Here is a 24,625-nt window from a genome sequence, read left to right on the forward strand (position 1 = left end):
ACAGATCCCGCATCCTCTTGAGCTGTTAAATAGAAAAATAAAAAGGAGACCCTAAGGTCTCCTTTTTCAGTCTGACTCAATCGTCCTGTTTAACGATTACAGCGCCTTCAGGATCGCTTCCACCGTGGCTTTCGCATCGCCGAAGCACATGTGTGAGTTTTCTTTGAAGAACAGCGGGTTCTGCACACCAGCGTAACCAGTATTCATTGAACGTTTGAACACCACCACATTCTGCGCTTTCCAGACTTCCAGCACCGGCATGCCGGCAATCGGGCTGCCCGGATCTTCCATCGCCGCCGGGTTCACGGTGTCATTCGCACCAATGACCAGTACGGTGTCGGTTTGCGGGAAGTCTTCGTTGATTTCGTCCATTTCCAGCACGATGTCGTAAGGCACTTTTGCTTCCGCCAGCAGCACGTTCATGTGGCCTGGCAGACGACCTGCCACTGGGTGAATACCGAAGCGAACCTCGATCCCCTTCTCGCGCAGTTTCTGCGTGATTTCTGCCACCGGATATTGCGCTTGGGCCACCGCCATACCATAGCCCGGGGTGATGATCACGGAGCTGGAGTTCTTCAGCAGATCCGCCACATCTTCCGGTGACATTTCACGGTATTCGCCCACTTCTTCAGAAGATGAAGAGGAAGAAGAGCCGTCAGTACCGAAACCACCGGCGATAACGGAGATGAACGAACGGTTCATCGCCTTACACATGATGTAAGACAGGATGGCACCTGAAGAACCGACCAGCGCACCGGTCACAATCAGCAGGTCATTCGAGAGCATGAAGCCCGCCGCAGCGGCTGCCCAGCCAGAGTAGGAGTTCAGCATGGAAACCACCACCGGCATATCTGCACCACCGATAGAGGCCACCAGATGCCAGCCAAACGCCAGCGCAATCAGCGTCATCAGAAGGATGGCGAAGGTAGAACCATTCACATGGATGAAGAACAGCATCAGCGCGAAAGAAACCATGGCCGCCAGCAGATTCAGCTTGTGCTTGTGCGGAATGTTCAGCGGTTTGGAGCTGATGATGCCACGCAGTTTACCGAACGCCACGATAGAACCCGTGAAGGTCACCGCACCGATGAACACCCCTAAGAAGATTTCAGTCAGGTGGATGTTCAGCATGGCGCCGCTCAGATGGCTCGGGCCATTAGTGGTTTGCTGTGCCAGCTGATTGATGGCAGCCTGAGCGGCGGCCATGATTTCTGCCGGTGAACCGTTCAGTGGCAGCACCAGTTGTTGTGCCGCATTGGCAGGCAACAGTTCGATGAAGCTGTTATAGCCCACCAGAACCGCCGCCAAGCCCACGAAGCTGTGCAGAATAGCAACCAGCTCTGGCATCTGGGTCATCTCGACCTTCAGTGCCAGACGAGCACCAATCGTTCCCCCGATAACCATCGCTACCAGAATAAAAATCACACCATGTACGCTTGGGCTGGCGATGGTTGCAATCAGCGCAATCGCCATCCCAGTCATACCAAACAGGTTACCGTATTTGGCGGTCTCCTGTTTTGACAACCCGGCGAGACTGGCAATAAACAGAACTGCCGCCACAATGTAGGATGCAGTAACTAAACCTTGAGACATGTCAGAGCTCCCCTTAACCTTTACGGAACATCTTCAGCATACGCTGGGTGACGGTGAAACCACCGACGATGTTGATAGTGGCAATCAGTACGGCAAAGAACGCCAGCCCTTTGACCAGACCGGAATCACTGCCAATCTGCAACAGCGCCCCTACCACGATGATGCCGGAAATCGCATTGGTTACGGACATCAGTGGCGTATGCAGTGAGTGCGTCACATTCCACACCACGTAGTAACCGACCACACAGGCCAGCACAAACACGGTAAAGTGTGACAGGAACTCCGGCGGCGCCGCATGACCCGCCATACCAAACAGCACCAAACCCAGCGCACCCAGCCAGTATTTCAGCTTGGACGGTTTCTTCTCTTCGGCTTTCTTCGCCGCCGGTTTCGCGGCTTCCTGTTTCGGCGCCGCAGAGACACTGATCGCCGGTGGCGGGAAGGTCACTTCACCTTGATGCACCACAGTCATGTTGCGCAGGACGACATCGTCAAAGTCGAGGTTGATATTGCCGTCTTTCTCTTTGCACAACAGTTTCGACAGGTTCACCAGGTTAGTCGCATACAGTTGCGAAGATTGGGTTGGCAGACGACCCGGCAGGTCGGTGTAACCAATCACTTTCACCCCGGAGGCGGTCACGGACAGTTCGCCCGGTACGGTATATTCGCAGTTACCACCGGTCGCAGCAGCCAAGTCTACAATCACCGAGCCGGCTTTCATCGAATCGACCATCTCTTTGGTGATGAGTTTCGGTGCGGGTTTGCCCGGAATGAGGGCCGTGGTAATGATGATATCCACGTCTTTGGCCTGCTCGGCAAATAACGCCATTTCCGCTTTGATGAATTCATCGGACATGACTTTGGCGTAACCGTCAGAAGAAGAACCGTCTTCGCCACCGAAGTCGAGTTTCAGGAACTCGCCACCCATGGACTCGATTTGTTCAGCCACTTCCAGACGGGTATCAAACGCACGCACAATCGCGCCCAGCGAACCGGCGGCACCAATCGCGGCGAGACCAGCCACCCCGGCACCGATAACCAGTACTTTCGCCGGCGGCACTTTACCCGCGGCTGTGATTTGACCGGTGAAGAAGCGACCAAAGGCGTGAGCCGCTTCCACGACAGCGCGGTAACCACCGATGTTGGCCATGGAGGAGAGCGCATCCAGTGACTGAGCACGGGAAATACGTGGCACCATATCCATGGCCAGCACATTGATTTTTTTGGTGGACAGTTTGGCCACCAGCTCAGGATTTTGCGCCGGCCACAGGAAGCTGACCAGAGTCGCCCCTTCTTTGATCAAAGCGATTTCGGCATCAGACGGCGCGTTGACCTTGTAAATGATATCGGATTGCCAAATGTCGGCCGCTTTTGCCATTGTGGCGCCCGCGGCCAGATAAACGGCATCATCAAAGCTGGCCAGAGCGCCAGCGCCAGACTCGACAACCACGTCGAAGCCGAGTTTTTTTAGTTGCTCAACGGTGTTCGGGGTTGCGGCAACCCGTGTCTCACCGGCAAGGCTTTCTCTCGGTATTCCAATCTGCATGATTTTTCCCTGATAGTGAAAAATGACGCTGCATTATTGCCCACAGCGACCGGTTTATAATATGCACAGGCAACAGTGTAGACGTTTCGACACAAAAACGTACCTGCATCTTCAGTTCATTTTACGGAAATTGTGGACTCAGTTTACCGGTCAAGTTCTGAGAGCTCTCGCACAATCTCGAAAATAAATGGGGGTGCTACTCTACCTGCTCTGCACCTGAAAAAAAATCCAAAAAAATGGAATACAGAAAATTATTTCTTGAACTAATCACGATATTTTTCTTGAAATAACTACGACCAATTATGTTTATCGGTTTTGGTAATAGATGAATCCTCGAAGTTAACGCGTAGATGCCGTCTGTCCAGCCAACCAAACGCCTTTTTGCGGTATAATACCCTGTAAACTAAAAGGAATTGAGACTAATTGCGAACCGTCATTGCGTTGTACGGCAAAATGCAGATGCGGGCCTGTGCTGTAACCGGTATTACCCGATAAGGCCAGCAGTTGTCCTGTTTTCACCTGTTGTCCGGGCTTGACCACACAGCTGTGCGTTTTTAAATGGGCATACAATGTCATCGTGCCATCGGCATGCAATAACCGGATGTAATTGGTTTTGGCTCTTTCCTGCGGATCGATACTGTGTCCGGCATAGCTATCCCGCATATCCAGTACGGTGCCTGATTTAGCAGCCAGTATCGGTGTCCCTTCCGGCATGGCGATATCCATGGCATAGCGGTTGCCCGGCAGATGATGGCTGTATCCGCCATTAAACCCCTGAGAAATCTGAAAACTACCGGTAAAAGGAGGCTGCAGCCGGGAATGATCTTCCTGAATATCCGTTGGCGTCCCCACCGAAAAGTGATAACTAAACTCCAGTGTTCCCTGCCCGAGATAGTGCACCTGATCCACAAACACTTCTGTTCTGGCCGCAATCACAATCGGCTTGGATAAATCCTTATGAGCAATCACGTTATCCCGTTGATTCAGTTTTAACATCACGGTGACTGGGCCATACAGGCTATTGTACAAATAGAGATTGCCCATCTTGGTATAACGCAATGTCACCGCATCCTGATCCGGCTCCCACACATCCACTTCAACCGGATTGTAGGGTGCCGCTCGGGCATATTGATCGGTAAAACTGACCACACCGTTATCATCAACATATCGATACACTGAGCCTGCATGAGCAAGGCATGGCGCTGCCGATACGGCGATCAACAGGAAGGTCAGCTTACTTGGCATGGTCGAAAATCTCAGATGATCAGTCCAGACAACGTTGCAGCACGAGCGCATCTTCGCTGGCTGCCCCATTTTGATAATAGTTCCTGCGTACACCGACCTCATGATAGTTCAGCTTCCGATACAAATTTTGTGCAGTCGTATTGGAAACCCGAACCTCTAACCACCACTGAGTGCAACCTTTCGCCGCCGTCTGCTGCAGATAATTCGTCATCAACTGTTGGCCCAACCCTCGCCCTTGCCAAGCCGGATCAATACAAATATTCAGCAACGTGCTTTCATCCAACAAAAGATCGGCAATATAAAACCCGATCAGTTTTTGCTGATACAGCATGGCACCATTGCAGTAACGATCGCCGAAGTTAGAACCCAGCAAATGGTAACTCCAGGGATAGGGGTGCGCCCGACATTCAATGTCATACAGCGCTTGCAGATGTGTCTTGTTCGGAACGAGAAATTCAATATTCATGTTGACAGAGTTGGTGCCATAGCTGTTGTTTTGCATCTACCGTGGATGCGTTAAAGACAAGCTGTCGGGGATGCGATGCATACGAAGGCGCCGGTGACGCGTCGCACCATAAGATCCAATCATGCGCAGCGACGGATTCCGGTAACTCATCCGACAAGGCAACTTGTCGATACTCCGTCAGTTGTAACACCTGACACAGATCTTCCATCCACAGCGGTAGTTCTCCCACTACCCAACAGCGGGGCGTCACGGTATTTTTTTCCGGCGTTAACGCATAGGGCAGCCTATCAGGCGAACGCAATGCCCAGTCTGTAATATGCATATGACGCAAAATTGATGTGACCACGAAAGCCTCTCTCTGTTTTCAGAGCGCATTCATACCAGAGTGAGCCGAGAAAAAATAGTCAATAGCGCATATAGTCATATACATAGCAGATAAAAATGAGGCAATAATGCCGCAGCATCTAATTCAGGCAGTTCATGATGTAAAACAAGCCTGAAAAATAATTGTTCCGGCAAACTATAACTATATAAACACAGGTCGCTCAGTAGTCATGTCCAGCGACGGAGAACGGTTACATGCAGAATAACAAACAGCTTCAAGAACGCATCGGGCGGTTGATTGATGCCCTGTCTCAAGGCTTATTTGAACGAAAAGACGTGATCCGGCTTTGTTTGCTGGCTGCGTTATCGGGTGAAAGTGTCTTCATGCTGGGCCCGCCGGGGATAGCCAAGAGTCTGATTGCCCGTCGTCTCATTCACGCATTCCGCGACAATCATGCCTTTGAATATCTGATGACCCGCTTCTCCACCCCGGAGGAGGTCTTTGGCCCGTTATCGATTCAGGCACTCAAAGATGACGGCCGCTATTTACGCCTGACAGAAGGTTATTTGCCGGATGCCGAAGTGGTCTTTCTGGATGAGATCTGGAAGGCGGGCCCTGCAATATTGAATACCCTGCTGACGGTCATTAATGAACACCGTTTTCGTAACGGCGAACGCGAAGTCTCGGTTCCGATGCGATTGCTGGTGACTGCCTCGAATGAATTACCGCAGAAAGACAGCGGGCTGGAAGCCTTGTATGACCGTATGCTCATGCGGATCTGGATGGACCGGATACAAGACAAGCAAAATTTCCGGGCCATGCTGGTCAGCCGACAGGATCCGATGCATGATCCCGTACAACCCGCGCTGAAGATCGGTGATGACGAATATAACGAATGGCAACAGGCCTTAACGCAAGTTGCTTTGCCGGATGCCATTTTTGAGCAGCTATATGCGTTACGCGAGCAAATCTACCAACTCAGCCAGCAAAACAGCGAACAGCAAGATTCGATGTATGTCTCGGATCGCCGCTGGAAAAAAGCCTTGCGCCTATTACAATCCAGCGCCTTTTTTAACGGTCGGCAGAAGATCAACAGTCTGGATCTGCTGTTGCTGAAAGACTGTTTATGGCATGACCTTTATGCCCGGCAGCAAATTGAAACCATGTTGCATGACTTTGCCTGCAAATCAGCCTTTGGTCAGGAGCAGCTGCACATCTCGTTGAAACGCCTGCTGGCAGAATTACAGCAATATCAACGGGAACAGACCAAGATCCTCGGTTGTCGCCTTTCCCCGACCAAAAACCTGCTGCGCCCACAAAGTAAAAGCTGGGAACTGGATTTTAAAACCGCAGAGCTGAGCCCGGTAGCGGAACATTACCGGCTGATTTTTTTACAGACCGCCTATCTGGATCCTAAACATCCGGAACGAGAGATCCATTACGCTACATTACGACGTAAAGAGTTAATGCTCTGGTTGCATAAACAAGAGCCTGTTCCGGTTCGTTTGCATGAAGATCAAAGTATGGTTACATTGCGTTTTGACGCTGATGTACAAGGTACGGATGGTCAGGCCGTCCTGATCGCCAGAGACAGTGCTAACCGCCCGATAGCATTAACCATATCAGGTAAGAAAGGCTTACCGGAATGGCAAACCAAAACCTGGCATGACCAACTGGATACCATTCAAAAAGAGTGGCGTCGATTGCGCGATGACGTAAAAAAACAATATCTGTTATTTACTGCTGAGTGTCCGCATCTGTTTCTGGCACAAGACTCACTGACCGCCATTGAAGACAGTTTCATGCGCTTAGACAGTGAGATACAAAACCTGCAATACCAAGTGGAAATGAACCAGCAAAGTCTCGCGTCATTGATCCAATTAGCCGGACACTAGCTTATGGTTGATTTAGAAACACTGTCACAGTTGCTGGCGATTAATGAAACACAGATGGTGCAGGATCTGGTGTCTACAGTGATGTCGTCACCGCAGATCTCGCAATTTATGCATGAGCATCCGCTGTTTTTCAAAAACATTCAGGAACATGTACAGCAATGGAGCCAGGCCATGCCGGCCCAGATGAAAAGTATTCCGGTTCCGGATGATTTACAGCAGGAATATATTCTCTTTCTTGAAACGCAGGGCTTAAGCCCGGAGCAGTTTTCAAAACAGAGCACTCGTCTGCTGGTGCAGCTACAACACAGCGACTTTCATACTGATGCGCAAAACCTGCTGCTGAGTCTCGGCCAGTCAAATCTGCTGAACCGAAAACAGCTCTTTATCCAGAAATGGCGCGAACATCTGGTTTCCCGTGTGTTGTCGCTGGAAATTGATTTTGCGGAGCAGGAGCGCGAACGCATGTTGCAGGAACTGGAGTTGCGCATGCAGATTGCCGGTGAACTGGATGAAACCCTCGCCCCGCAGCATCCCGGTAAATTGTGGGATCTCACCGCCACGCACATGTTACAGGGCAACAGTGCGCTGTTTCGCCATTACGCCAGCTTTCTGGTCAATAATCCTGAACTCAAGAAAATCGCGGATGCACTGGGGCGCGCCGCAACACAGGATAGTAGTGCCGAAGAACAGATCACCCAGGTCGAAACACCGGAATGGAAATATGTACAGCAGGAACAAGTTCCGGATGATTTAGTCGGTGTGCATCAGAGCAACGAGCTTAATCGCCTGATCAGTTCAGAAACCGTCTTATTAACGGAACCTGAGCTGGAAACGGTGTTCTATAAACAGCTCGCGGAACGACGCCTGCTGAACTATCAGTTTATGGGTCAAAGCAAGAGTCTGGAAACCACCCTCAGTGAACGCCGGGTTTTCGGGGAAACGGAAGATACCAAAGGGCCATTTATTGTCTGTATTGATACCTCCGGTTCGATGAGCGGCTACCCGGAAGATTGCGCCAAAGGCTTCTGCTTTGCGTTGTTACAGATTGCGCTCTCCGAACAACGTCATTGTGTGATCCTGCTCTTTTCCACCGATGTGGTGACCTATGAATTGACCGGACCGGACGGATTACAGGAAGCGCTGAATTTTCTCAGTTGTTCGTTTAAAGGCGGTACCGATCTCGAGCCCTGTATGCATCAGGTGATGAACTATATGCAACAGGCCCAGTTCCGTAATGCCGATGCGGTGGTGCTTTCCGATTTTATAGCCCAACGACTCAGCCCGGAAACGGAGCAACAGGCGTATCGAATCAAACAAAACGGCAATCGCTTCAATGCCGTCAGCCTGTCACGACATGGCAAGCCCGCGCTGATGAAGATTTTTGATAACGTCTGGAAATTTGACACCAGCCTCTCAGGGCGGATGCTGCGAAAAGTGCGCTGAGAACAATTTGCGGAATACAGAAACTAAAAAACCAGCTTCCGCTGGTTTTAGTTGGCAGGGGCGGAGGGACTCGAACCCCCAACCATCGGTTTTGGAGACCGCTGTTCTACCAATTCGAACTACGCCCCTGCAAATTTCGTCAGCGATTATACAAACTGACCTTGAAAGGTAAAGCGATTTTTATGCCGCTTGGTTCTTTTGCTCGTTTTTTAACTAATTGCTTTTGATTTCAGTAAAAAAAGCGATCTTTCTGCCCTGCCTGACCTCAGATCTTTGTTGCTGGTCGCTTAACAGCACTCCCCCCATCAACTATAATCAGCGCGCACTGATAGAATGGACGCGTGACTATGCAGCAAGATATTGATCTGACCGTTTGCGGTTTGCCACAACAAATTGTTGGCAATGCGTTGCCCATTCTGCTGAATTCATACCAAAAGCCCCTGCAAATGGGGCTTTTTTCTGTGCCTTTACACCCAGCGCTGTGTTTAACCATCCGCTCTTATCCTGTCTGAGGACACTACCGCCATGGCCAACCCCCTGTATAAAAAACATATTCTGTCGATCGCTGATCTGACCCGCACCGATCTGGAACTGGTTGTTCGTACGGCAAGCCAGCTAAAACAAACACCACGACATGACTTGTTACAGCATAAAGTGGTCGCCAGCTGCTTTTTTGAGGCATCAACCCGAACCCGTCTGTCATTTGAAACAGCCGTGCATCGTTTAGGCGGTTCCGTGATCGGTTTTGCCGATGCCGGAAATACCTCTTTGGCCAAAAAAGGGGAAACGCTGGCCGACTCGGTACGTGTCATCACCTCCTACACCGATGCCTTCGTGATCCGTCATCCACAGGAAGGCGCGGCCCGTTTGTCGGCGGAATTCTCCTCTGTACCCGTGATCAACGCTGGCGATGGTTCAAATCAGCATCCAACCCAAACCTTGCTGGATCTGTTCAGTATTTATGAAACTCAGGGCACCTTGGACGGTCTGAAACTGGCCTTCGTCGGTGATTTGAAATATGGCCGTACGGTGCATTCACTGGCACAGGCATTAAGTCTGTTCGGTGCCCGCTTCTATTTCATTGCACCGGAAGCATTGGCAATGCCCGACTATATCTGTGAGGAATTAACGGAAAAAGGCATTGAATTCAGCTTCCACGATTCACTGGAAGAGGTGATGCCGGAACTGGATATTCTCTATATGACACGGGTGCAGAAAGAGCGTTTTGAAGAATCCGAATATCGTCATATTGCGGCCAAATTTGTGTTATCGGCCGAGCAACTGGAAACCGCAAAACCGAATATGAAAATTCTGCATCCGCTGCCACGAGTGGATGAAATCCATACCGATGTGGATGCCACACCTCATGCCTATTACTTTCAGCAAGCCGGCAACGGCGTGTACGCACGTCAGGCACTGCTGGCTTTAGTTTTGAACGAAACCGTATAAGGAGCCGATCATGCCAGAGAAAAAACAGCTACAAGTTGAAGCGATCTGTAACGGTTCGGTGATCGACCATATTCCTGCCGGTCAGGGGATCAAAATCCTGAAATTGTTTCATCTGTTGGATACCCGTCAGCGGATCACCGTTGGTTTGAATTTACCCTCTGCCGCGCTGGGTGCCAAAGATCTGATCAAAGTGGAAAATACCCAACTGACGGCCGACCAGGCCAACCAACTGGCGTTATTTGCGCCACAGGCCACCGTCAACATCATTGAAGACTTTAAAGTGGTCACCAAACATCAGTTACAGTTGCCGGAAGTCATCGTTGGCGTGTTTGCCTGCCCGAACTCTAATTGCATCAGCCATCGGGAACCGGTGCGCAGCCGTTTTGGCGTTCGCTCCGCACAAGGTGAAATTCGTTTGAAATGCCACTACTGTGAAAAATCGTTCACGAAAGAAATCGTGAGTGATGCCTTCTGATGCACCACTGATTACGCCTGTCCCACAGGCGTAATCACCATTGGCACAACGTTCCCTTACGCACCATCAAGACTGGCATTGCTGCCGCGAAACTGTTACTTTTTTGTTATCACACGCATACATCTTTTCCCGCAAAGGTTCTTTCATGCCACCGTTTGTCCTCATCATTCTCCTAGCTGGTTTTCCGGCATTGGCAACCGATATGTATCTGCCGGCGTTGCCGATGCTGCAACATCTGTGGCAACTCTCGCTGGCGCAGGCTAATTTTTCCCTGGTCATTTTCTTTATCACCTTCAGCCTGTTTTTATTGGTGTATGGGCCATTGGCGGATCGCTTTGGTCGCCGCCCGGTCTTGTTGGTCGGCATTGTGATCTTCATTGTGGGCAGCCTGTTTTGTGCCATGGCGCAATCCATCACCCAACTGGTCATCGCCCGTTTTCTGCAGGGTTGCGGCGCTGCGGCAGCCTCTTCACTGTCACTGACCCTGTCGAAAGATCTCTACACCGGCCAGCAGCAGAAAAAAGTCATGGCCTACATTGGTGTGATTGTGCCACTGGTTCCGATGCTGGCCCCGATGCTGGGAAGCTGGGTCATCGCGCATCTCTCATGGCGGATCATCTTTATCACCCACGCCGTGCTGGCCGTCGTATCGCTGTTTGGCGCTTGGTTTTTCAAAGAGCCAAACATCCATCGTACGAAAGGCGGGGTGTGTGCCGTATTACGCCGTTATCTGGTATTGTTTCAAAATAAACCCTACCGTTCACTGACCTTAGTCTTTTCGATCACTCCGCTGTTTTTTTATTCGTTTCTGGCGGCATCCAGCAGTATCTACATGCTTGATTTTCATTTGTCAGCGCAACAATTCGGGCTGTTATTTGGCTTCAATGCGATCGGTTTGATGAGCGGCTCATTTTGTTGTACCAAATTGGGTAGCCGTTTTTCTTCCATGCAGATCCTGAACTGGTCATTGGCCGGTATCTTTCTCGCTGGCATGGTGATGCTGTTGTGGCATCCGACCAGCGCCAGTTTTGCCGGCGCCATGTTTGCGGTTTCGTTCTGTATGGGGATCAGTCGCCCATTGTGTAACCACATGGTCTTGGAACAAGTCCATCATGATGTGGGGGCGGCTTCATCCCTCCTGACGTTTTCCTCTTTTATTCTCGGCGCCATCGGGATGCAGGTTGTCTCGCTCGTGCCGGATGCCAAGATCGTGCTGATTGCCATCATGGCGGTGATCGGCAGTGCGATTCCCTGGCTGACGTTGCGCCGCATGGCGAAGTCACACTAAGTGACTGGCAAGGATGTTGTGCATGCCCTGTGAGCTTGGTATCACAGGGTATGGCAAGTGTGTTTAGGCTGACTGCGTACGTGTTCGGGCCAGATAACGATCCAACGCATTGGCAAAAGCGCGTTTTTCGGTTTCACTGAATGCGGCAGGGCCACCACTTTGTATGCCGCTGGCCCGCATGGTATCCATAAAATCACGAATATTCAGGCGGCCACGGATATTGTCCCGCGTGTACTCCTCGCCACGGGAAGAGAGGGCAAACGCGCCTTTTGCAATGACATCGGCGGCCAGCGGAATGTCACTGGTGATCACTAAATCCCCTGCATCCACGCGTTTCACAATCTCATTGTCCGCGACGTCAAACCCGGATTCGACCCGCAGTGTCTTGATATAACGGCTGGGCGGCACGCTGATCGACTGGTTTGCGACCAGAATCAATGATGTGGCCGTTCTCTCTGCGGCACGAAACAGAATAGTTTTTACTGCATTCGGACAAGCGTCCGCATCCACCCAGATGGTCATATGTTTCCTGAAGGTAATGAATCAACCGATATCATAACCACCCAGCTCACGGCGTCTATGGCTGTGTGCGTCACCATGCGCTGTTATTTTGCTGAACGCGGCTGTTTCAGTTTACCCAAGACATGCATTTCACAACGCTTACAGTCAAATTTCAGGCGAAAGCTCTCTTTCCCCATCTTCAGTACCAGATGATCCGGCTTAAATCCCGGTTCCCGCTCTTTCGGGCACTGATTAAAACTGTAACGTAAGCAATGCTTGGTGATCATCAGCGAAACTTCGTTCGCTTCCTGATTCTGTTCATAGGCCGGCGCGATCTCGTCAACCCCGTGCTGCTGGTAAAATGCGGCTGCCTCGGCGTTATAGACATTGCCCAGATAGGTGAGTTTCGACTGCGGAAATACGGCCAGTGGCGAACGGGACAGATTGGCTTCCGGACGCTGATAGGCCGCAGCCCTTGCCTGTTCCAGTTTGTCGACAACCTCGCGCCGCAACGCATTGAGACTGCTGACCGGGATAAACCACGGCTGAGATAGCTTAAGCTCCACCGCTGCCGCTTCAAAGATGGTGTTGCCCAGCTTCGCCAGTTGATCTTTTAAGGAAGAGGTGGCCCGCTCTGGATTACTGGCCGCCTCTTTGCTCTGCGTCAGTTCCGCCTGGGCGGTGATCCCCTGTTCGTCGGTGATCTGCAGTAAAAAGCCATCGGCAGTTTCACTGAGTTGCAATACCACGCTCAGACGCCGTTCTGCCGATTTTTTTTCCAGCAGTTTTTCAAATTCCTGATCGTGATTGCGATACAGGTGTGTGCCGACACTCAAGCCCCGGATCGCTTCAGCCGGGAACAAACGGTTACCCTCTGCCCGGTTAGCCCGTAAGCCGACCAGCTCATTTTTCTGATTGAAATAACTGAACCCATCGCCGTTATGGAACTCGTCATCACTCTGCACCTCCAGCCATTTATCAGCAATCCGGCTGATGGTGCCGACCGGCTCACCCGCATATTTCGGTGTCTGAAACGAAGTGATCGGGATCTGGCGACCATGCAGAAAGTAATCGGTACTGCCCCGGTTAAAACTTTTTTCCGGTTTCGGTGTGAAGGTGTATCGGCTTTTACCCGCTGAAGCACGTTGCCATTGCGGTTTCCCCTCCATGATGGCATCCAGTTTCTGCCGATACCAGGCAGTGACATTCTTCACGTAGGAAAAATCTTTCAGCCGGCCTTCAATCTTGAATGAGCTGATCCCCGCTTCAGCCAGCAGTTGCAGGTTAGCCGTCTGGTTCATATCCTTCAGCGACAGCAGATGCTGATCGCGGGCCAGCGCGACACCGTCTCTGTTTTCCAGCGTGCAGGGCACCCGGCAGAGCTGGGCACACTCGCCCCGGTTGGCACTGCGGCCGGTAACGGCATGACTGATATAACATTGCCCGCTGTAACTGACACACAATGCACCGTGGACGAAGAACTCTAGTTCAACGTCGGTTTGCTGTGCAATCGATCGGATCTGTTCCAACGAGAGTTCACGCGCCAAAACCACACGGGAAAAACCCACTTCCTGCAGAAAGCGAACTTTTTCCGGCGTCCGGTTATCCAGCTGGGTGCTGGCATGTAAGGCTATTGGCGGCAGATCCAGCCGCAGCAATCCCAGATCCTGCACAATCAGTGCATCGGCACCCGCCTCGTAAAGCTGATGAATCAAGCGTTCTGCTTCAACCAGTTCGTGATCACGCAAAATGGTATTCAGGGCCACCAGCACTTTGGCATCATAGCGATGAGCATACGCCGCCAGTGTTTCAATGTCGGCAATCGAATTCCCTGCGGCCGCTCTGGCACCAAAAGAAGGGCCCCCGATATACAGGGCGTCAGCACCATGATTAATGGCCTCAATACCAAACTCAAGATTTTTGGCCGGAGCCAGCAGTTCTAATTTTTGACGATGATTCATGCACGCGGGTGTTTTAACAGAGTGAACATCAATTATAGCAACCCATGACAAGACGAGACTTATTCTGTATCAAGAAGCATCATGGACGACCTTGACCTGTCCCCGACCAGATCGTTTCGCGTCATAACAGGCTTTATCCGCCAACGCCAGCAGGGCACTGGCAGAAGAGATAGATCCATTAACAGCCACCAGCCCAGCACTAGCCCCGACATGAAAACTTCGGTCATGCCAGCGAAACTCGAACTGACAAATTAACTGAATGACTTCCCGCATGAATTCCTCAGCATAGGCGACAGAACAGTTTCGCAGAACCAACCCGAATTCATCGCCGCCTAACCGGGCGACCAAATCAGAGGCACGCATTTGTTCGCTCATCAGGGTGGCCAGTTGTTTCAATAACTTATCCCCAGCTGCATGACCCGCGGTATCGTTAACCTGTTTGAAATGATCCAGATCGAGGAAGACCAGCGCACTTCGCCCTGCCGTCATGACCGATTCTTTCACGACATCCTGCAAAATCGCTTCAAACGCGGAACGGTTTACCAACCCGGTCAACGGATCATGGCTGGCCTGATAACCCAGTTGCTTTTGCAGGCCGCGCATTTCGGTCACATCAGAAAAGACCAGTACGCCACCTAACAATTCATGGTTATCCCGTAATATTGGTGCAGCGGAATCCTGTATCGCCAACAGTGAACCATCCCGACGCTTTAAATACGCATCGTGACCGAGATGCATAAGCTGGCGTTGCGTTAAGGCGAGGTGCAGTGGGTTATCCAAGGCATGTCCTTCGCTGTCGACGATCCGCATGATACTGTCGATGGGTTTATACGCCGCTTTGATATTAGGGCATTGCAGGATCTGCTCTGCCGCCGGATTCATAAACACAACCCGGACATGCGGATCCGTCATGACAACGGCTTCCCCGATCGATAGCAGCGTGGTACGCAACAATTCCCGTTCGTGGGATAAATCATTCATCAATACCCGAATTTCCGTGATATCCCAGTTAGTCCCCACCATTCGCCAGGGATTTCCCGCCGCATCACGTTCTACCATTGCATGAGTCCGCAAATAATGAATGCTGTTGTCTTTATGTATGACTCTGAATTCGCTGTCCAACACATTGGTCTCTTTCAGTGCACTATCCAGCTCTTTCAGCAACGTCGGTAAATCGTCGGGGTGCACGCAGCTTTTCCAGATCGTAAAAGAAGGCACAATATAGCGTCGGTCGATGGCATACAGATCGAACATTCGTTCGTCCCAATTTAGCAACTGCTCCAGCGGTCGCCATTCCCAAACCCCCACCTGCCCGGCTTCGGCGGCCAGTAAATAACGGTTGAACAACTCACGTTCGCGCTCTTCACTGTTACGCCGGCTATCAATGTCTTCGACCTGTAATACAAAATAATGTGGCAACCCAGATGCATCCCGCACCATGGAGACCACTTGGCGTACCCAGAAACTTTGTCCATTTTTCCGTTGATAACGAACTTCCAACCGATACGAGTTTTTCTGACTGGTTAATAATTGTTGCTGACTCTGTTGTTCTGCGGCCAGATCGTCGGGATAAATAACCTGATCCCATGATAAATCCCCCAATTCTGTCTCGCTGTAATCCAGCATGCGGCACAACGCGGGGTTCGTCTTGAATAACTGGCCATCCGTCGAGATAAGTGCGATGCCGATGGCAGAGGCCTCCATGGCATCGCGAAACATAGATTCACGCGTCAACAGTTGTTGCTCACGGATATGCAAGGCATCAACAAAAATCGCCAGTAATAGGGGCGGGATCAGCGACACCATAATGGGCAAATAGACATACAGCATCAGCAGGTGCGGATCATATTGCTGCCAGCTCAGCCACCCCATGCGGATAAACAGTGCAATAGAGAAAGAAACCAGAAATCCGGCCAATGCGGCACCAAAGATCCCGTATCGAATCGCAATCAATGCCAAACCGAATCCCAGATAGACAAACGGAAATGGGAAGTACAACAACACAATGGCAGTGTAAGTCAGCAAAAGGAGCAGTGTGACGGCAAATAAACTCCGATGCGCGGAATTCCAGTGATGTTGCCTGATCAGGAGCAGTAGTGGCATCACAGAGACACTGCTAATCACCGAATTGATATACCAAGGCAAACCGATCAACGACCAGGATACCGACGATATCGAACTGAACCCGGCAACCATAATCGTCGCACTCAGTAATGGCGGTAAGAGAATGCCATAAACACCCAGTTGAATAGCGGCCTGAACACTACAATAAAAATCACGGGCCAATTGATTCCGTTGCAACCCATAAACAGCCACCAAGATCTCGGCTAAATTGGCCAGCATCAGCGTGAAATGTGGAATTCCCGAAACATGATGAGCCCAATAACCTGCACTGAGACCGATCGCATATCCAGACAACAGTATGGCTCGACAACATGCCGGATGATAAAGCAAGGTGACTATCGTCAAGGCATTCACATACCAGAGAGATGCAATCACTCCGGGCTGCTGTGGCGCAGCCATGACATTCAGATAAGCCACCAAACCTAACCCAATGGCAACGATAATGCGCTTCCACCATGAGTCGGGCACTGTATTTTCGGCAAACGCTTCTGGCATGACGACCTGCCTGATCGGTAAAAACTGTCTGCGTCGACACATCAACGAGACTCATTTAAACCCTTATATTGCATTGAAATACTTATCTTTATTGCTATAAGCGTAGCAGATGACTGAATGAGCAAATGCCAATTCGTGACCTAAGCACAAAAGAGAAATCGCTCATTATTTGAACGACCAAAACTTCCAGCCATCGCGGATGTAAAGATGCTTTCATTTGTCATCTTTGCCCCACTAATCGTCAGACAAAAACAAAATCATCACTCGTAACATAATGATAAAAATGAAAAATAATTAGGTATGAAACCTGCTGAGCAATGATTTTCTATATGCTTGGAGTTGCTTATGACAGAACAGCTGGATCCACAGAAATTGCTCGCCAAGAAAAAACGAATCATTATGGAAGTAGCCGGACAGATCCATGATGTTGTTGAAGATACGCTATGGACTGACTATTCACGTCTGCCGGAACTAAGCCAGACGCTGCAGGCGTTAATGGCCGATTTACAGGCATTTCGCAAGGAACAAGGTATTTAAACCGGTGATGAACAAGTCATGACCTGACGCCATGCCTGCAATTTAAACAGCAAGGATTGTGAGGCATTGGCCGGGCTAGTCGACGGTAATCGCTGGAAGAGCAGATTTTCTGGTAAACCCTTTTTATCCACATAACGATGAAAACAGGCCGATGCCTTCTCTCCGTTAAAAAAGACATGTTGGATCTGCGGATGCTGCCGGAAAAACGCCGCGAAATCATTCACCGTTAGCGTATCAGGCCGGATCTTTGCGTCCAGACTCCCTTCACGATGACAGGACTGCAATACATCCCACAAGGCAATACCGGCGGTTTGTAATGCGCCGGTTCGGTCTTCATAGCGACTTAGCGGATCAAACGCTAACAGTTCCCCCATGATCGGCCAGAACAGATTACGCTTATGGGCATAATATTGCCCGGCGTCCAGTGAGGCCTGCCCCGGCATACTGCCCAAGATCAGCACACGCGCATTGTCACTGGCAATCGGAGCAAAACTGTAAAGTAAGTCCATACCATTCCTTGAATACAAATATGCAGAAAAAGAAAAAGGCCGGAGATAACTCCAGCCTTTTCAGATGGTTATGAGTGATTAAAAATCACATCATGCCGCCCATGCCACCCATGCTGCCCATGTCAGGCATTGCTGGTGCATCTTTCTTCGGTGCGTCGGTGATCATACATTCGGTGGTGATCATCAGACCAGCCACAGAAGCCGCAAACTGCAGTGCAGAACGGGTTACTTTGGTTGGATCCAGAATACCCATTTCCAGCATGTCGCCGTACACTTCGGTCGCGGCGTTGTAACCGAAGTTACCGCTGCCTTCGCGAACGCGGTTAGCAACTACTGATGGTTCTTCGCCAGCATTTTCAACGATCTGACGCAGTGGTGATTCCATCGCACGCAGTGCAACACGGATACCAACGGTCTGATCTTCGTTGTCGCCTTTCAGCTCGGTCAGTTTAGAAGCTACGCGAACCAGTGCCACACCACCACCAGCAACCACGCCTTCTTCAACCGCAGCACGGGTTGCGTGCAGCGCGTCTTCTACACGGGCTTTCTTCTCTTTCATTTCAACTTCGGTGGTCGCACCGACTTTGATCACAGCAACACCGCCAGCCAGTTTAGCTACGCGTTCCTGCAGTTTTTCTTTGTCGTAATCAGAAGAAGACTCTTCGATCTGCTGACGGATCTGAGCGATACGCGCTTCGATAGTGGTCGCTTCACCGATACCATCGATGATGGTGGTGTTTTCTTTGGTGATCACTACGCGTTTTGCACGACCCAGTTCTTCCAGTGTCGCTTTTTCCAGTTCCATACCGATTTCTTCAGAAATCACGGTACCGGCAGTCAGGATCGCGATGTCTTGCAGCATCGCTTTACGACGGTCGCCGAAACCAGGTGCTTTAACCGCAGCCACTTTCACAATACCACGCATGGTGTTAACCACCAGTGTTGCCAGCGCTTCGCCTTCAACGTCTTCAGCGATGATAACCAGTGGTTTGCCTGCTTTCGCAACGCCTTCCAGTACTGGCAGCATTTCGCGGATGTTAGATACTTTCTTGTCAACCAGCAGGATGAACGGATCGTCCAGTTCCACAGAAGCGGTATCTGGTTTGTTCACGAAGTAGGGAGACAGGTAACCGCGGTCGAACTGCATACCTTCTACCACGTCCAGTTCGTCATGCAGACCCTGACCATCTTCAACGGTGATCACGCCATCACGACCCACTTTTTCCATCGCTTCTGCAATCAGCTTACCGACGTTTTCGTCAGAGTTGGCAGAAATGGTACCAACCTGCGCAATCGCTTTGGTATCAGCACATGGCACAGACAGTTTTTTCAGCTCTTCAACCGCAGCAACGACGGCTTTGTCGATACCACGCTTCAGATCCATCGGGTTCATGCCCGCAGCAACGGCTTTCAGACCTTCGTTGACAATAGACTGCGCCAGTACAGTTGCAGTGGTAGTTCCGTCACCAGCAGCGTCATTCGCCTGAGACGCTACTTCTTTCACCATCTGGGCGCCCATGTTCTGGAATTTGTCTTCCAGTTCGATTTCTTTGGCTACAGACACACCGTCTTTGGTGATGGTAGGCGCACCGAATGATTTATCCAGCACCACATTGCGGCCTTTCGGGCCCAGTGTCACTTTTACTGCGTTCGCCAGAACGTTCACACCTTCCAGCATTTTGATACGGGCGTCGTTGCCAAATTTAACGTCTTTAGCTGCCATTTTTTATAATTCCTTTAAAACTCAAATTGGGGGATGACGAGAATTATTCTTCAACAATTGCCAGAATGTCGGTTTCAGACAGGATCAATACTTCCTGACCATCCAGCTTCTCGGTTTTTACGCCGTAACCTTCGTTGAAAATCACTTTATCGCCTACTTTGACAGCCAGCGCTTTCACTTCGCCGTTATCCAGGATTCGACCCGCGCCGACGGCCAGAACTTCACCACGAGTGGATTTCTGGGCAGCAGAACCAGTCAGCACGATCCCGCCTGCGGACTTAGCTTCAACTTCGGTACGTTTGATGATCACACGATCATGCAATGGACGAATTTTCATCGATAACTCTCCTACTGAGTGTTGTTTCTATCACTACGGCCTTCAGTGGCCGAAAATTGAATTCAAATACATTCCCCGATCTGGGGGCTGATTCCTGTGCTTCAAGGGCGCACGAGAAAAATTTTTTAACAAAAAATTCGATTTTTACTGTTTGTCGCCATCTTGATCTTTACGTTCATACTCCCCGTCCACCGTGGTGCCGGCGTGAGGTGTTGGTTTGATCTTGTCGCGAAACACTTCGGTAGTGTCTGGTTCCACATGCTGGGCTTCGCCCTCGACCGTGGTATGCACACTATAGATCTGCCAACGAGAGGAGCTGGTGAGCTTGCGAATCAACCACTGCCGAATCATCGGCTGAAGCAGCATTAACGCCATGATATCGGTCAGAAAACCGGGGAAAATGAATAATGCTCCGGCCAGAAGTAACATCACCCCTTCCAGTGCCGTCGTCGTCGGCGCAACCCCTTGTGCCAATTGCTGCTGAATGGTCATCATGGTGCGCAATCCTTGGGAGCGAACCAATGAGACACCGTATCCTGCAGCCAGCACCATCAACAGGATCACCATAAATGCTCCCAATACGGAACCGACTTTAATGATCACCCACAGTTCCAGAAAGAACAGCAGGAAAAATCCAAATACAATTTTTGCCACAGGCACCTCTCAGGCCAACAAATGTGACGTCGATGAACTGACGCATTATTCATCAAATGGGGATGCACACAGGCTGATTCAAGGTCAAATTGAAGTTCGGTCTGTTCTTTAGTGGTCGATTGCTGTGACTCGTTGCATAATTAAAGGATGAACAGTGCTTCGTGGAACACGCCAATGACAGATACGATTGTGGTCTTATGCACCTGTCCTGATGAACACTGTGCCCGTACGCTGGCACACGCGTTATTGAGTGAAAAACTGGCCGCCTGTGTCAATCTCATTCCGGCTGTCACCTCGCTGTATTATTGGCAAGGCCAATTGGAAGAGAGCGCAGAAGTCCAAATAATCATCAAGAGTCGGCGCACCTTATTTGGTATCTTGCAGCAACGGATCCAGGCCTTACATCCCTACGATATTCCGGAAATACTGGCCCTGCCGGTGTTGAGCGGCAATGCCGCCTATTTGCAATGGTTACAGGAACAAACAACGCCATGAGACGTTTTTTATCTCTTCTTTTTCTGGTGCTGTTCTTTGGCACGATGTCGCCGGTGAAGGCGGATGATGCACTATTGCAACAACTTATTCCTGTCTCCAAGCCCCAATTCCTGCCGGTGCAACAAGCATTCGTGCTCTCTACACAACAAACCGGCAATCAGCTACAGATCAGACTACAACCCGCAGAAGGTTATTATCTCTATAAAGACAAAATTCGTATCGATGTAGCCGGTGCCGATTTCACACCGCTCAGCCTCCCCTCGGGCGAAATACATCAGGATGAATTTCTGGGGCAGACCGAAATCTATTCGCAAATGGTGACATTTGCTGTTTCTTTTAAACAGATCCCGCCCGGAACGACAGCAGTGATCCACTATCAGGGCTGTACACCGGGGCTGTGTTACCCACCACAGCAAAAAAACATTTCGCTACAGGCGTATTCCCCCCCGGCCACACCAACCATTCCTTTCGGTCATAGTGGGTTTTCACTACAGCCGGGTTGGCTGACATTACTCAGCTTTTTTGCCATGGGGATCGGTTTGTCACTGACCCCGTGTGTCTATCCGATGTATCCGGTGCTGAGTGCGATGTTGACGCAGCAAAGCCATCTCCTGAACTGGCGACGCGGATTTATGCTATCGCTGGCTTATGTGGTAGGGATGGCACTCACTTATAGTCTTATCGGGATTGCGATTGCCTCTGCGGGCGCCGGAATTCAGGGGTGGTTACAAAATCCTTGGGTGCTCGGCATCATGTCTGTGTTTTACCTGTGTCTGGCGTTGAGTCTGTTGTGGGGACAAGGTCTGCAGTTGCCACGCAGTTGGCAGGATAAACTGCAATATCTGGCGAATCGACAATCGTTGCATTCATTACACGGCGTGGCCTTTCTGGGCGCGCTGTCTGGGCTGATCGGTTCCCCCTGCACCAGTGCCCCACTGTCAGGCGTACTGTTGTTTATTGCCCAAAGTGGTCAGCCGTTCTATGGGGCACTAACCCTGTTCCTGCTGAGTTTAGGGATGGGCGTGCCATTATTAGTGATAGGGTTGTTCGGCGGTAAATTATTACCCAAAGCCGGTGCCTGGATGGTATTTGTGAAGCAGTTGTTTGCCATTTTACTGCTGGCCATGCCGCTATTCTTACTGGAACGTCTGCTGCCTGAGCATATCGCCACCTTGCTTTGGTCCGGTTTTAGCTTGGCCGTGTTGCTATGGCTGTGTTGGCGTTTATGGCCCGATACCGTATCCCCTCGTTTCAAACCACTCATTTTAGTCAGTTTGCTGGTTGCAGGCGGCTTCGCCATCGCGCAGTTGGCGTGGCAAAAAACAGACACGCTGGCGTTCACACCAATTACCAATACCAGCGAGTTGCACCAACAACTCTCCGTCGCCAAAGCACAGGGCAAGCCTGTCATGCTGGATCTGTATGCCAATTGGTGTACGGCCTGCCGTGAACTGGATGCCAAGACCTTCAGCAATCCGAAAATCAGGGAAAGTCTGCGTGATTATCAGCTATTACGGGCCGATGTATCCGCGAATAGCGGTGAAGACCAGGCTTTGCTGCAGCATTTGAAGGTGCTGGGGCTACCTAATGTGCTGTTTTTTGATAAACAGAGCACCCCTAATCCGCAGTTACACATTGAGGGATTTGTTTCCGCCGACGAATTACAACATAAACTCGATCAATGTCAGCGCAGTCAACTTTGTTAACCGTCTGGTCACTTTATCTGATCCGCGACAAAGACAACCGCCTCTATGCCGGGATCACCACCGATGTCGCCCGGCGCCTGGTACAACATCAGGCCGGAACGGGCGCACGCAATCTGCGCGGTCGTGCCCCGCTCGCCCTGCACTGGCATGCGGAGATTGGCAACCGCAGTCAGGCACTCAAAGCTGAATATCGCCTGAAACAATGGCCTAAATCCCGTAAGGAATTGTTACCACTGCATCCTGAATGGATAACCTCATTATTTCGCGACGAATAGTCGACGAAATCACTACAAGATTGCAGATCTTACTGTGTAATCCATATAAAATATGGGAAAATTCGTTTTTTGCAGAAGCAAACCAATTTAGGGTGATTCATGACCAAACGCGATGGATTTACGTCCAGTTTCGGTGTGCTGGCGGCGACCTTGGGTTCAGCCGTCGGCCTTGGCAATATCTGGAAATTTCCGTATATGACCGGTGCCAACGGCGGGGCCGGCTTTTTATTGATTTATTTACTGGCGACGCTGCTGGTCGGCCTGCCAGTAATGATTGCTGAAATAACCATGGGGCGCAGCACTAAAACCAATCCCATCACCACCCTGCAAAAACTGGCACCGAAAGGCCAGCCCTGGTGGTTGATTGGTGCGTTTGGTGTGCTGGCCGCCTTCCTGATCATGGCTTTTTATTCTGAGGTCGTCGCTTGGGTGTTTGCTTATGTGCCCAAAGCCATTAGTGGTGACATTCTGTCGAGCGATCCAAAAGTGACGGGAGCAGCCTTTGGGGCCTTGATCAGCGATCCCATGCAATCATTGATATGGCAATGGGGTGTACTGCTGTTTATTGGTGGCATCTTGCTGTTAGGTGTGGCCAAAGGCATTGAAGCTGTCACTAAGCGTCTGATGCCATTACTGTTTATATTGTTATTGATTCTCTGTGCGTTCAGTTTGTCATTGGATAAAGCCGGCGAAGCACTGAAATTTTTGTTTCAGCCCGATTTCAGCAAACTCAATGGCACGGTGTTATTGGCTGCTATGGGATTGGCTTTCTTTAAACTGTCGGTCGGCATGGGTACGATGATGACCTACGGCAGTTACTTCCGCGACGATCAGAATATCCCCGTCACGGCATTTCGTGTGATGTGTGCGGATCTGTTCGTCTCCATGTTGGCAGGCATCGCCATCTTCCCGGCGGTCTTCACCTTTGGCTTTCAACCGGAAGCCGGCCCACCGCTGGTCTTCATCACGATCCCTGCCGTCTTTGCCCAGATGCCGTTTGGTCATCTCCTGATGGTCATGTTCTTTGTCCTGACCTCAGTTGCTGCCATTGGTGCCATGCTGTCGCTGTTGGAAGTGCCGGTTGCGGTCATCAACGAACGTTTCGGCGTAAGTCGTAAAACTGCCACCTTAATTACCTTGGTCTTGGTGGCCTTGCTCGGTTCTACCTGCGCCCTCACGAACAGCACTCTAGCCACCTTTAAGCTGTTTGGCATGAGCATGTTCGATCTCTTCGATTATCTGAGTTCAAACATCCTGTTGCCGCTCGGTGGCATCCTGATTGCTGTCTTTGTCGGCTGGTTCTGGGGCTATCCCGCTCTGCAGCAGGCATTAAGCAACCAGCAACAGTTGCATAACCAGCACCTGAGTCGGATCTTGTTTGTTTTACTGCGCTTCATCACCCCATTGTTGATCCTGACGGTGATGCTGCATGCGCTGAACATACTGTGATCGGGCGCGAAGTCTGAAGGAAAGAAACCGGAAAAAAGAAGCCTGAAAACCTGAAAAAGTGCAGCATTTTGCACATTTTTCGCCACAGGTTACGAGATCTGGAGGAGCAAGACTGGCTCCTCCATTTTTTTTAA

General features: G+C 50.6%; 23 protein-coding genes and 1 tRNA gene. 11 read left to right on the forward strand and 13 right to left on the reverse strand.

Annotated features, from left to right (window positions below):
• Nucleotides 1–96: 96 nt before the first annotated feature.
• The 5 genes from pntB to H027_RS18795 all read right to left on the reverse strand — a co-directional run bounded on the left by pntB (nucleotide 97) and on the right by H027_RS18795 (nucleotide 5,196).
• A complete protein-coding gene (gene pntB, locus H027_RS0105890) occupies nucleotides 97–1,593 on the reverse strand; it encodes a Re/Si-specific NAD(P)(+) transhydrogenase subunit beta (protein WP_024871210.1) in 1,497 nt (498 codons plus the stop codon).
• A 13-nt stretch (nucleotides 1,594–1,606) separates the two neighbouring features.
• Nucleotides 1,607–3,139: a Re/Si-specific NAD(P)(+) transhydrogenase subunit alpha gene (locus H027_RS0105895; protein ID WP_024871569.1), complete on the reverse strand. Its 1,533-nt coding sequence runs from the start codon at nucleotides 3,137–3,139 to the stop codon at nucleotides 1,607–1,609.
• Nucleotides 3,140–3,478: 339 nt separating this feature from the next.
• Entirely contained in the window at nucleotides 3,479–4,384 is a 906-nt protein-coding gene (locus H027_RS0105900; RefSeq protein WP_024871570.1) for a peptidoglycan DD-metalloendopeptidase family protein, read from the reverse strand.
• Nucleotides 4,385–4,403: 19 nt separating this feature from the next.
• Nucleotides 4,404–4,850, reverse strand: a complete 447-nt coding sequence (rimI, locus tag H027_RS0105905; RefSeq protein WP_024871571.1) for a ribosomal protein S18-alanine N-acetyltransferase — start codon at nucleotides 4,848–4,850, stop codon at nucleotides 4,404–4,406.
• Complete coding sequence (locus H027_RS18795) at nucleotides 4,840–5,196, reverse strand: hypothetical protein (protein WP_024871572.1); 357 nt, start codon at nucleotides 5,194–5,196, stop codon at nucleotides 4,840–4,842. Before H027_RS18795 ends, rimI begins: the two co-directional genes overlap by 11 nt.
• A gap of 233 nt (nucleotides 5,197–5,429) precedes the next feature.
• On the opposite strand from H027_RS18795, the gene H027_RS0105915 reads away from it, so the two are divergent.
• Nucleotides 5,430–7,070 (forward strand): ATPase RavA domain-containing protein, encoded by a 1,641-nt coding sequence (locus tag H027_RS0105915; protein ID WP_024871573.1) that lies wholly within the window; start codon nucleotides 5,430–5,432, stop codon nucleotides 7,068–7,070.
• A 3-nt stretch (nucleotides 7,071–7,073) separates the two neighbouring features.
• A complete protein-coding gene (viaA, locus tag H027_RS0105920; protein WP_024871574.1) occupies nucleotides 7,074–8,513 on the forward strand; it encodes an ATPase RavA stimulator ViaA in 1,440 nt (479 codons plus the stop codon).
• A gap of 52 nt (nucleotides 8,514–8,565) precedes the next feature.
• Here the strand turns inward: viaA and H027_RS0105925 are convergent.
• A tRNA-Trp gene (locus H027_RS0105925) sits at nucleotides 8,566–8,642 on the reverse strand.
• 218 nt (nucleotides 8,643–8,860) lie between these two features.
• Between H027_RS0105925 and H027_RS18905 the strand changes: the two genes are divergently transcribed.
• From H027_RS18905 to H027_RS0105945, 4 genes are all read left to right on the forward strand, one after another.
• A complete protein-coding gene (locus tag H027_RS18905; protein WP_161632444.1) occupies nucleotides 8,861–9,025 on the forward strand; it encodes a hypothetical protein in 165 nt (54 codons plus the stop codon).
• Between the two features lie 13 nt (nucleotides 9,026–9,038).
• The gene (pyrB, locus tag H027_RS0105935) at nucleotides 9,039–9,962 is read left to right on the forward strand and encodes an aspartate carbamoyltransferase (protein ID WP_024871575.1); all 924 of its coding nucleotides are present in this window, start codon (nucleotides 9,039–9,041) and stop codon (nucleotides 9,960–9,962) included.
• A 10-nt stretch (nucleotides 9,963–9,972) separates the two neighbouring features.
• Nucleotides 9,973–10,437 (forward strand): aspartate carbamoyltransferase regulatory subunit, encoded by a 465-nt coding sequence (gene pyrI, locus H027_RS0105940; RefSeq protein WP_024871576.1) that lies wholly within the window; start codon nucleotides 9,973–9,975, stop codon nucleotides 10,435–10,437.
• Between the two features lie 145 nt (nucleotides 10,438–10,582).
• The gene (locus tag H027_RS0105945) at nucleotides 10,583–11,725 is read left to right on the forward strand and encodes a multidrug effflux MFS transporter (protein WP_024871577.1); all 1,143 of its coding nucleotides are present in this window, start codon (nucleotides 10,583–10,585) and stop codon (nucleotides 11,723–11,725) included.
• A gap of 63 nt (nucleotides 11,726–11,788) precedes the next feature.
• Here H027_RS0105945 and H027_RS0105950 read toward each other — a convergent pair whose 3' ends face one another.
• From H027_RS0105950 to H027_RS0105960, 3 genes are all read right to left on the reverse strand, one after another.
• Nucleotides 11,789–12,247 carry a YaiI/YqxD family protein gene (locus tag H027_RS0105950; protein ID WP_024871578.1) on the reverse strand — a complete coding sequence of 153 codons (459 nt, stop codon included), beginning with the start codon at nucleotides 12,245–12,247 and terminating at the stop codon, nucleotides 11,789–11,791.
• An 83-nt stretch (nucleotides 12,248–12,330) separates the two neighbouring features.
• On the reverse strand, nucleotides 12,331–14,187 hold the full coding sequence (locus tag H027_RS0105955; protein ID WP_024871579.1) for a peptidase U32 family protein: 1,857 nt from the start codon (nucleotides 14,185–14,187) through the stop codon (nucleotides 12,331–12,333).
• A gap of 69 nt (nucleotides 14,188–14,256) precedes the next feature.
• Nucleotides 14,257–16,848 carry a diguanylate cyclase gene (locus H027_RS0105960; RefSeq protein ID WP_024871580.1) on the reverse strand — a complete coding sequence of 864 codons (2,592 nt, stop codon included), beginning with the start codon at nucleotides 16,846–16,848 and terminating at the stop codon, nucleotides 14,257–14,259.
• 303 nt (nucleotides 16,849–17,151) lie between these two features.
• Here H027_RS0105960 and H027_RS0105965 point away from each other — a divergent pair, with 303 nt between their 5' ends.
• Nucleotides 17,152–17,343: a CCE_0567 family metalloprotein gene (locus H027_RS0105965; protein ID WP_024871581.1), complete on the forward strand. Its 192-nt coding sequence runs from the start codon at nucleotides 17,152–17,154 to the stop codon at nucleotides 17,341–17,343.
• On the opposite strand, the gene H027_RS0105970 is transcribed toward H027_RS0105965, so the two are convergent.
• From H027_RS0105970 to H027_RS0105985, 4 genes are all read right to left on the reverse strand, one after another.
• The gene (locus tag H027_RS0105970; RefSeq protein ID WP_024871582.1) at nucleotides 17,340–17,852 is read right to left on the reverse strand and encodes a DNA-deoxyinosine glycosylase; all 513 of its coding nucleotides are present in this window, start codon (nucleotides 17,850–17,852) and stop codon (nucleotides 17,340–17,342) included. The two genes, H027_RS0105965 and H027_RS0105970, sit on opposite strands and share 4 nt — an antisense overlap.
• An 85-nt stretch (nucleotides 17,853–17,937) precedes the next feature.
• A complete protein-coding gene (gene groL, locus H027_RS0105975; RefSeq protein WP_024871583.1) occupies nucleotides 17,938–19,575 on the reverse strand; it encodes a chaperonin GroEL in 1,638 nt (545 codons plus the stop codon).
• A 43-nt stretch (nucleotides 19,576–19,618) separates the two neighbouring features.
• Entirely contained in the window at nucleotides 19,619–19,912 is a 294-nt protein-coding gene (locus H027_RS0105980; protein ID WP_024871584.1) for a co-chaperone GroES, read from the reverse strand.
• Nucleotides 19,913–20,056: 144 nt separating this feature from the next.
• The gene (locus tag H027_RS0105985; RefSeq protein ID WP_024871585.1) at nucleotides 20,057–20,566 is read right to left on the reverse strand and encodes an FxsA family protein; all 510 of its coding nucleotides are present in this window, start codon (nucleotides 20,564–20,566) and stop codon (nucleotides 20,057–20,059) included.
• 174 nt (nucleotides 20,567–20,740) lie between these two features.
• On the opposite strand from H027_RS0105985, the gene cutA reads away from it, so the two are divergent.
• From cutA to H027_RS0106005, 4 genes are all read left to right on the forward strand, one after another.
• The gene (gene cutA / locus H027_RS0105990) at nucleotides 20,741–21,061 is read left to right on the forward strand and encodes a divalent-cation tolerance protein CutA (RefSeq protein WP_024871586.1); all 321 of its coding nucleotides are present in this window, start codon (nucleotides 20,741–20,743) and stop codon (nucleotides 21,059–21,061) included.
• Nucleotides 21,058–22,767 carry a protein-disulfide reductase DsbD gene (gene dsbD / locus H027_RS0105995; protein WP_024871587.1) on the forward strand — a complete coding sequence of 570 codons (1,710 nt, stop codon included), beginning with the start codon at nucleotides 21,058–21,060 and terminating at the stop codon, nucleotides 22,765–22,767. Before cutA ends, dsbD begins: the two co-directional genes overlap by 4 nt.
• Nucleotides 22,761–23,042 carry a GIY-YIG nuclease family protein gene (locus H027_RS0106000; RefSeq protein WP_024871588.1) on the forward strand — a complete coding sequence of 94 codons (282 nt, stop codon included), beginning with the start codon at nucleotides 22,761–22,763 and terminating at the stop codon, nucleotides 23,040–23,042. The genes dsbD and H027_RS0106000 overlap by 7 nt, the downstream gene beginning before the upstream one ends.
• A gap of 99 nt (nucleotides 23,043–23,141) precedes the next feature.
• A complete protein-coding gene (locus H027_RS0106005; protein WP_024871589.1) occupies nucleotides 23,142–24,491 on the forward strand; it encodes a sodium-dependent transporter in 1,350 nt (449 codons plus the stop codon).
• Nucleotides 24,492–24,625: the final 134 nt, after the last annotated feature.

It is taken from the genome of Tolumonas lignilytica, assembly GCF_000527035.1.
GTDB classification, from domain to species: domain Bacteria; phylum Pseudomonadota; class Gammaproteobacteria; order Enterobacterales; family Aeromonadaceae; genus Tolumonas; species Tolumonas lignilytica.